We start from the raw sequence: 8,646 nt of genomic DNA, 5'->3' as shown, positions 1-8,646 counted from the left end.
CGTCCGCGCCGTCATGGCCCGGTCATCCCGTGAAGGAATACTCGCGCCTTGTTCTGGTACGGGGGTTCCTTATGAGCGAATGGCAGAATTCAGGTCGGGCGCACCGGTTTTGCATGGCGCCGGTGTTTTTCATCACCGCGTTGCTGGCGGCCTGTGGTGGGGGTGGGGGTAGCTCGGACAGTGACCCGGCGTCGCCCGAGCCTTCCAACCGGGCGCCGCGGGCGGCGCTGGAAGGGCCGGCCCGGCTGACCGCCGGCACGGAGGGTACCTTTCGGCTCACCGCCGAGGACGACGACGGCCAGATCGTGTCGGTGACCTGGACCGTGGATGGGGCGCTGACCGTGGTCGAGGAGCAGCCGCGCCGCCTGACGGTGCGGGTGCCGGCCGCGGCGGTGGACGGCGAAGCCCGGGTCCGGGTGCGGGTCACCGATGACGGCGGCGCCTCCGGCGACGCGGTGAGCACGGTGACCATCGATGCCGCCGGCGGTGATGCGCCCCGCGTGGACGCCGGCCAGGACCAGCGGGTCGATGAGGGCGAAACCCTGCAGCTCAACGGCGGCGCCACGGTGTCCCCGGGCCGCTCCCTGCGGCGCCTGGGCTGGCGGCAGACCGGCGGGTCCGAAGCGGTCATCGACGGCGCCAGGGACCAGAATCTGTTGAGTATCGTCGCGCCGCAGGTGGACGCCGACACGGCGCTGACGTTCGAACTGGAGGCGGAGGATTCCAGTGGCGCCGTGGGCCGGGATACGGTCACCGTCACCGTGGTGGATACCTTCAACAACCCCCTGCCGACGGTGGATGCCGGCGAGGACCGCACCGTCACCGCCGGCGATCGGGTGGTGCTGAACGGCGCCGCCAGTGACGATGGCGCCGTGGTCAGCGTGCTGTGGCGGGCGACGCCGGGCGGCCCCGCCCTGACGCTGGAGGGCGACGACCGGCTGCAGGTGGCGTTCACCGCGCCGCCGGTGGCCGAGGCCACGGACGTCGAGCTGTCGCTGACCGCCGTGGACGATCAGGGCGGGCGCGCCAGCGACCGGGTCACCGTTACCATCCTGCCGGCACCGGCCAACGCGGCCCCGCGTATCGACGACGCCTACGCCGACCCGGGCGTCGCCAGTGGCGGCGAAACCGCACGGCTGCTGGCGGTGGCCTCGGACCCGGACAACCATCCGCTGCAATACCGCTGGACGCAACGGGATGACGGCGCGCCGGCGCTGGCGATCGACAACGCCGACACCCGCGACGCCCGGGTCACCCTGCCACTGCTCGAGGAGGCCACCGTGTTCGGCTTCGAGGTGACGGTGTCCGACGGCGACCGCGAGACCAGCCGCACGGTGACCCTGCAGGCGACGCCCCGGGCGGAGGCCTCGCCGGGTGTGTTCCAGTGCCTGCTCAGCCCGCTGCAGGCCGGCTGCCCACTGGCGGTGCTGGGCGGATTGCTGGACCCGGACGGGATCGGCGCCTGCCTGGGCGATCCGCGCGATCCGGCCTGTCCGTTCTCGGCGCTGGCGAGCCTGGATGACGGCGTGGCGGGGTGCCTGCGCGATCCCGCCGGCGGCGGCTGCGAGGCGATTCTGGGCAAGCTCACCGACCCGCTCTACGTGCTGGAAACCCTGCCCCAGGCGGCGCCCGCCGACCAGTGCACGCCGGCCTTCGACGCGCGCACTTTCGAGCATTACATCGGCGCCATTCACGAACACACCGGCTATTCGGACGGCGCCATCAGCTCGCGGCCGGCGGAGGTGTTCGAGCGCACCCGGGCGCTGGGCCTGGATTTCACCGCCGTCACCGACCACTCGGACAACACCCGCCTGCCGCTTTCCGTTAACGGCGATTGTTTTTCCGAACGCTTCTTCGAATGTCTGATCGCCGATGACGACGCCCCCTTTGATTCGTTCCGCAAGTGGTCCGCCACCGAGGAACAGGCGCTCGCCGCCAGCGACGACGGCTTCACCGGCATCCGGGGTTTTGAGTGGACCTCGGACCGCTTCGGGCACATCAATCTGTTGTTCGGCGACAACGTGATCAACGCCAAAACCGGCCCAGGGTACGCGGTGTCCATGGGCCTGTTCTGGCAATGGTTCAGTTATCCCGCCGCTTTCGGTGGCGGCGGCGACAGCCTGCTGGTGTTCAACCACCCGGGGCGCGAGGACGCGCTGGAACAGATCGTCGAGCCGATCGGCGGCGATCCCGCCTACACCTTCAACGATTTCCGCTACGTGCCCGCCGCCGACCGCCGCGCGGTGGGCCTGGAGGTGTTCGGCAAAGGCTCGGAGTACGACTCCGGCGGCCCCGGCGGCAGCTGGCTGGCCTACGCGCTGGATAAAGGCTGGCATCTGGGCGCGGTGGGCTCGGAGGACCATCACGATGAGGAATGGGGCGATCCGGATCTGCCGAAGACGGTGTTGATCGCCCGGTCCCGCGACGCGGCGGACTTAAAAGAAGCGTTGTCCGCGCGTCGCTTCTACGCGGTGGCCCAGGGCTACAACGACCTGCGCATGACGGTGCGCGTGGACGACAAGCCCATGGGCAGCCGTCTGCGCCGCCCGGAGGGACAGCAACTGCCGTTGCGGGCATCGCTGAGCCGCGCCGGCGCGGATTTCACCGGGCGCATGGAGCTGGTCACCAACGGCAACCGGGTGGTCGCCACCGGCACCGGCGCGAGCTGGACCGCGACCCTCACCGTCGGCGACCAGGAGCGGTATTATTTCCTCCGCATTCTGGATCCGGACACGGGCCGCCCGGTGGCGTTCTCCAGCCCGGTGTGGGTGTTGCCCGGGGCGTCCCCGTTGCCGCTCTGCGAAGCCGACGGTGGCGGCGCCGGATCAATCCTGTAGCAGGCGGTCGAGACGGTCGAGGAAGAAGGGAATTTCCTGTTCCAACTTGAACAGGCGCGGGGAGAACAACCAGGTCTGGGTGATGCCCATCAGATAGGTGTAGCACAGCAATCCCAGCTCGTCGGCGCCGTGGCGATCACTGATGAGCTGCTGTTGCTGGGCCTGCGTGACCAGGTTGGTGAGTACCGAGACCACGTCCCGGGTGAGTTTGCGCTCCCGTTTGAGGGTGCGCTCCATGGTCGAGGTGAGCTCGGTTTTATTGAGCAGTATTTCAAACGACTGACGGTGCCAGCGGTTATCCACCAACAGGCGCAGCCATTGTTCCGCGAATTCATGGATGGCGTTTAACGGCTGTGCCAGCTCACCGCGTGCCTGGTTGATCAGGTCGGCCAGCGGCTGCTGCGAAAACGAAAGCACTTCCTCGAACAATTCATCCTTGTTGTTGAAGTGCCAGTAAATCGGTCCGCGGCTGAAGCCCGCCTCGGTGGCGATCTTGGCCAGCGTGGTGTTGGTGTAGCCGTTGCTGCTGAAAAGCTGCAGGGCCACTTCGACGATTTTGCGGCGGGTTTTTTCCGCGTCTTCTTTTGTTCGTCTCATCGGCAACAAGGCCGCCACGCGCAAGCGAAACGTGGCGGCCGACCTCCCTGTGCGGATTAATCTTACAGTTCGCCGTCGTCGGCCATCTGCATGTAGGTGGTGTCAAAGCGCAGCTTGATGTTGCCTTTGTCGCCCAGCACCTTGCCACCCGGGAAGGCGATGCCGATAAAGTCGGCGCTAGGGGCGCCTTCGCCCAGCAGACCGTGTTTAAAGGAAAACTCACGCACGTCGTCCATGGCCTGGAAGGCTTCGTCGCTGTTGGCGAAGGCCACGGCGGCATCCGGTTCCCAGAACATCTTCATGCCGGCCAGCTGGTCTTCGTAACCCTTCTGGTCGGTGCCGGAAGCCTGGCCGAGAAAGGCGCGGGCGTCTTCGCCTTTCTGGGTGTTGCTCTCCAGAATCGCCATTACTTCGTACCAGGCGCCGGTCAGTGCCTTGCCCAGCTTCGGATTGTCTTTCAGGGTTTCGGTGTTGACCAGGGTCAGGTCCTTGATATGGCCGGGAATCTGGCTGGAATCGAACACGATCTCGGCGCCGGGCGTGGCGGCGGCTTCGGTGAGCAGCGGGTTCCAGGTGACGATGTTGCGCACGTCGTCGCTGCTGAACGCGGCCACGATGTCCGCGTCCGAGGTATTGACGATGTTCACGTCCCGTTCGCTCAGGCCCTGTTCTTCGAGCGCCCGGGCCAGCAGATAATGAGACACCGACAACTCCACCAGGTTGATGGTTTCGCCTTTCAGCGACGCCACGCCGCCGTCCGGGTCCTTCATCACCAGGCCGTCGTTGCCGTTGGAGTAGTCGCCGATCAGCAGGGCGGTGGAATCGACGCCGCCGGCGGCGGGGATCGACAGCGCGTCCATGCTGGTCAGGGTCACCGCGTCGTACTGGCCGGCGGTGAACTGGTTGATCGATTCGATGTAATCATTGATCTGGGTAATTTCCACATCAATGTCGTATTTGTCGGCCCACTTATCCATGATTCCGGACTCGTCGGCGTACTTCCAGGGCATCCAGCCGGCGTAGATGGTCCAGGCCAGCTTGAAGCTGTCGCGTTCCTCGGCCAGCGCGGTCGACGGTGCCAGGAAAGAGGCTGAAATCACCCCGGCAAGCGCGATTGCGCCGGTCCAGTGAAGCGTGCGTTTGAATAACGTCATGGTGTTCTCCTGTACGGTCGGATCAGAACATTTTCAGGTAACGTTTCACTTCCCAGTCGGAAACCAGGTTGTGGTATTGCTCCCACTCGGAGCGTTTGAAGTCGATAAAGCTGTCGAACATCAGATCACCGAATACGTCACGGGAAAGCGGGTCCGCTTCGAAGGCGTCGACCGCCTCATCGAGGGTGCGCGGCAGCATTTCGATACCCATCGCCTTGATCTCGGCGAGGCTGTGGTCGTTCATGTTTTCCCGGTGCGGTTCACCCGGTTCCAGTTTTTCGCGAATCCCTTCCAGGCCGGCGGCGAGCATCATCGCCGCGCCCAGATAGGGGTTGCCGCTGATGTCCGGGGCGCGGCATTCCACACGGCCGCCCTGGGACGGAATACGTAGCATGTTGGTGCGGTTGTTGTTGCCGTAGCAGCAGTACACCGGCGCCCAGGTGGAGCCGGACATGGCGCCGCGTTGCACCAGGCGCTTGTAGCTGTTGACCGTTGGCGCGATCACCGCGCAGATGGCGCGCGCGTGTTTCAGTACGCCGGCGATAAAGTGATAGGCCAGCGGTGACACGCCGCATTGGTGCGGGTCGTCGCCGTCCGGCTCGAACAGGTTCTTGCCGCTGTCGATGTCCGCCAGGGACATATTGAAATGCGCGCCGCTGCCGGTGCGGTCGGCGAACGGTTTGGCCATGAAGCTGGCGAAGGCGCCGTGCTTGCGGGCGATCTCGTTGGCCATCATGCGGAAATACACCAGACGGTCGGCCATGTTGAGGGCGTCGGTGAACATGAAATCGGTTTCGAACTGGCCGTTGGCGTCCTCATGGTCGAAGGAGTACACGTCCCAGCCCTGTTCGTTCATGGCCTCCACGATCTCGTCGATGATCGGCAGGTTGTCCATCAGCACGCTGGGGTCGTAGCAGGGCTTGTCGAGTACGTCGCGGTCGCTGATCGGCGCGAAGCCGCCGTCCTCGGTGTCCTTGAACAGAAAGAATTCGGTTTCGATGCCCAGGTTGAAACTGAAGCCCAGCTCGGCGGCGGCGGCCAGCTGGCGCTTGAGAATATGCCGGGAGCAGGCCTGGAACGGTTGCCCGTTCAGGTGCAGGTCGCTGGCGAACCAGGCCAGTTGGCGGTTCCAGGTGCACTGGGTGGCGCTGGCCGCGTCGGGCATGGCCGCCACTTCGTCGTCGTTGATGTCCTGGGGCACACCGTCCAGGGCGGCGCCGGTGTACAGTTCCGAACCCTTCATCATGCGGTCCAGGTGGTTGAGCGGCACGAACTTGCCCTTGATGGCGCCGTGGATATCCACGTAGCTGGCCATGGCGTACTTCACGCCTTTTTCCGCCAGATCCTGGCGCAGGGATTCAACGGGTTGGTACGCATTCATCGGTTTCTCTCCTGTCGGTTCCGTCGCTGGGCGCTCAGGGTGCGCCTTGGCACGATTCCTTCATTCAATATACATGCCAGCCTGTATATATAATTTCGGATCCGCGGCCTGGCGGGCTTGTTCGATCCGGCCAGCAAGGAGAGAAAGAGTGGTTGATAAACAAGGGTTTAACAGAGAGATTCGGCTAGGTGATCTGCCGCTTAAAGAGGGCGGCGTGTTGCGGGACGCCGTGCTGACCGGATACCAGATCGGTGTGTTGAACGCGCGCCGGGACAATCTGGTGATCGTGCCGTGCTACTACGGTGGCACTTATGAGGGCAGCCTGCCCCTTGTTGGTGCGGGCGGTCCGCTGGCCGGCGGCGACTACTGCGTGGTGCTGTTCGATATGTTCGGCAACGGCCGCGCCAGCTCGCCGAGCCGCAGCCACCCGTCACAGGCGGGGCACCGCTTCCCCGCCGTGACCCTGGACGACAATGTGGAGGCCCAGCGCCGGGCGCTGCATGCCTGGTTCGGAGACGTGGACATCGCCCTGGCCACCGGCTGGTCCATGGGCGGCATGCAGTCCTATCTGTGGGCGGCGCTGCATCCGCACAGAGTGCGGCGCCTGCTGCCGGTGTGCGCCACCGCCCGCTGCTGGCCCCACAACCGGGTGTTTCTCGACGGCGTGCGCAGCGCCTTGACGGCGGACCCGGTGTACAACGGCGGTGATTATCAGCGCGCGCCGGAGGCCGGGCTCAAGGCGTTTGCCCGGGTCTACGCCGGCTGGGCCTACAGCCAGGCGTTCTTCCGGCGCGGCCTGTACCGGAATCTGGGGTTCGCCGACATCGACGCGCTGCTGCGCTTCTGGGAGCAGGACCATCTGGCCCAGGACGCCAATGATCTGCTCGCCGTGATGCATGCCTGGGAAAGCGCCGACCCCGGCGACAACGCCCTGGAGGCGATCAGCGCGCGCACCCTGGTCATGCCGTCGCGCACCGATCTGTACTTCACCGTCGAGGACGCCCGCCACGAGGCGTCGCTGATCGCCGGCGCCCGGGTTGAGGTGCTCGACTCCGACTACGGGCACGCCGCCGGCGCCCCCGGCCGCGAGCCGGTGGCCATGGCGCAGTGGTGGCGCGCCATGGCGGGCCTGCTTGCTGCTCCCTGAGCTGCTAATATTCAGCCATTAAATGACGTGGAAGGCCGGAGCCATGACAGCGAGGACCGAGATACGAAACTCCAAGAGTAAAAGCCGGGCGCTTAAGGGGACCCGCCTTGAGCTGACGCTGGCGGCGGAGCAGGTGTTCGCGGTAAAGGGTTTGCAAGGCGCCACGTTGCGTGAGATTCGTGAGCAGGCCGGGCAGAGAAACGAGTCCGTCATCCACTATCATTTCGGTTCCCGCGAGGCGATCGTGGAGTCGGTGTTGCAACTGCGCTCCGCGCCAGTGGACGCACGCCGAACCGAAATGCTTGATCAGGCACTGGCGGCAAGCAACGGCATGCCGTTGAGCACTGAGCAGATATCCCGTTGTTGTCTCATGCCGCTGGCCGAGTTGCTTCTCGACGGCTCTTCCCCAGGTCATTACATGCGCTTTTTGATACAGCTACGCGTGGACCGTGCTGTCTGGCGCCAGTTTCGTGGTCTTTACGGGTTGGGGCTGGAGGCTTGTCTTGCCGCCCTGCGCGACTGTAAACCCTACATGCCCGTGCAGATTGTCGATCAACGCTTTATAAGCGTCATGGATATGCAGGTTAATGGCCTGGCCGCGCTGGAGCAGATTCAGCACGCTCAAGGTTCCGCGTTCCGCTACGACGACGCGCGTGTGCGTATTGAAGATTTGATCGCCACCGGGGCGGCGATGTTTGATGCCCCGTTGTCGCCGGCCGTTGTGGCGGCGCTGGATAAGAGCACGGAACAGGTTCGCAAGGACGAAGGCAGAGGTTGAATGGTTACCGCGCAGCAACTGCAGCAACAATGGGCCGACATGGACGCGTCGCGGGCCCGGCGCATACAGCGGGACACCGCGACGCAGGTCAGGCTGAGCGACGATTTGCCGCCGGTGCGCACGGTTGCCGGCGTCGATGTGGGGTTCGAGAACGCCGACACCGCCCGTGCCGCCATTGTGGTGCTGGATTACCGCACCCTGGAGCCGCTTGATTACGCCCTGGCGCGACTTCCGGTGGCCTTTCCGTATGTGCCCGGGCTGCTGTCGTTCCGCGAATGTCCGGTGATCCTGCGCGCGCTGGAACAGCTTCGGGTGGGGCCGGATGTGCTGCTTTGCGATGGCCACGGTATCGCCCACCCGCGCCGCCTGGGTATCGCCGCGCACTGGGCGTGCTGACCGGGCTGCCCACGGTGGGAGTCGCCAAGAAGCGCCTCACCGGCCGCCACGGCGAGGTGCCGGAGGGGCGCGGTGAATGGACACCGTTGCTGGACCGTGCCGGCGACACCCTGGGTGCCGTCCTGCGCACCCGTGTCGGCACCCGGCCGCTGATCGTGTCCCCGGGCCACCGCACTGATCTGGCCACGGCGCTGGAACTGGTGATGGCCTGCACCACCCGTTATCGGCTTCCCGAGACCACCCGCTGGGCGGACGGGCTGGCGTCCAACCGCGGCCAACGATGGCTCGCCCGCCTGGATGCGCTGCGCTAATCTGGATCGACAACATCGATAACAACCAGGGAGAGCGTACATGGA

General features: G+C 65.4%; 6 protein-coding genes and 1 pseudogene. 4 read left to right on the top strand and 3 right to left on the bottom strand.

Annotation, left to right across the window (positions count from 1 at the left end; all coding sequences use genetic code 11):
* Positions 1-71 precede the first annotated feature (71 nt).
* Positions 72-2,837 (top strand): hypothetical protein, encoded by a 2,766-nt coding sequence (locus ACEQZD_RS06415; RefSeq protein ID WP_370184645.1) that lies wholly within the window; start codon positions 72-74, stop codon positions 2,835-2,837.
* Here ACEQZD_RS06415 and ACEQZD_RS06410 read toward each other — a convergent pair.
* The 3 genes from ACEQZD_RS06410 to glnT form a co-directional block, all read right to left on the bottom strand.
* Positions 2,826-3,434, bottom strand: coding sequence for a TetR family transcriptional regulator (locus ACEQZD_RS06410; protein WP_067609770.1), 609 nt, complete (start codon positions 3,432-3,434; stop codon positions 2,826-2,828). The two genes, ACEQZD_RS06415 and ACEQZD_RS06410, sit on opposite strands and share 12 nt — an antisense overlap.
* Before the next feature lie 62 nt (positions 3,435-3,496).
* Positions 3,497-4,588 (bottom strand): putative urea ABC transporter substrate-binding protein, encoded by a 1,092-nt coding sequence (locus ACEQZD_RS06405; protein ID WP_370184644.1) that lies wholly within the window; start codon positions 4,586-4,588, stop codon positions 3,497-3,499.
* A 22-nt stretch (positions 4,589-4,610) separates the two neighbouring features.
* Positions 4,611-5,969 (bottom strand): type III glutamate--ammonia ligase, encoded by a 1,359-nt coding sequence (gene glnT / locus ACEQZD_RS06400; protein WP_370184642.1) that lies wholly within the window; start codon positions 5,967-5,969, stop codon positions 4,611-4,613.
* A 148-nt stretch (positions 5,970-6,117) separates the two neighbouring features.
* On the opposite strand from glnT, the gene ACEQZD_RS06395 reads away from it, so the two are divergent.
* The 3 genes and pseudogenes from ACEQZD_RS06395 to nfi all read left to right on the top strand — a co-directional run bounded on the left by ACEQZD_RS06395 (position 6,118) and on the right by nfi (position 8,601).
* Complete coding sequence (locus ACEQZD_RS06395) at positions 6,118-7,116, top strand: alpha/beta fold hydrolase (RefSeq protein WP_370184640.1); 999 nt, start codon at positions 6,118-6,120, stop codon at positions 7,114-7,116.
* A 43-nt stretch (positions 7,117-7,159) separates the two neighbouring features.
* Positions 7,160-7,894, top strand: a complete 735-nt coding sequence (locus tag ACEQZD_RS06390) for a TetR/AcrR family transcriptional regulator (protein WP_185956858.1) — start codon at positions 7,160-7,162, stop codon at positions 7,892-7,894.
* Positions 7,895-8,601 (top strand): annotated as a pseudogene (gene nfi / locus ACEQZD_RS06385) (deoxyribonuclease V).
* The last annotated feature ends 45 nt before the right edge of the window (positions 8,602-8,646 follow it).

Source organism: Alloalcanivorax sp., assembly GCF_964221125.1.
GTDB classification, from domain to species: domain Bacteria; phylum Pseudomonadota; class Gammaproteobacteria; order Pseudomonadales; family Alcanivoracaceae; genus Alloalcanivorax; species Alloalcanivorax venustensis.
This window is presented reverse-complemented; position numbering and strand designations above follow the sequence as displayed.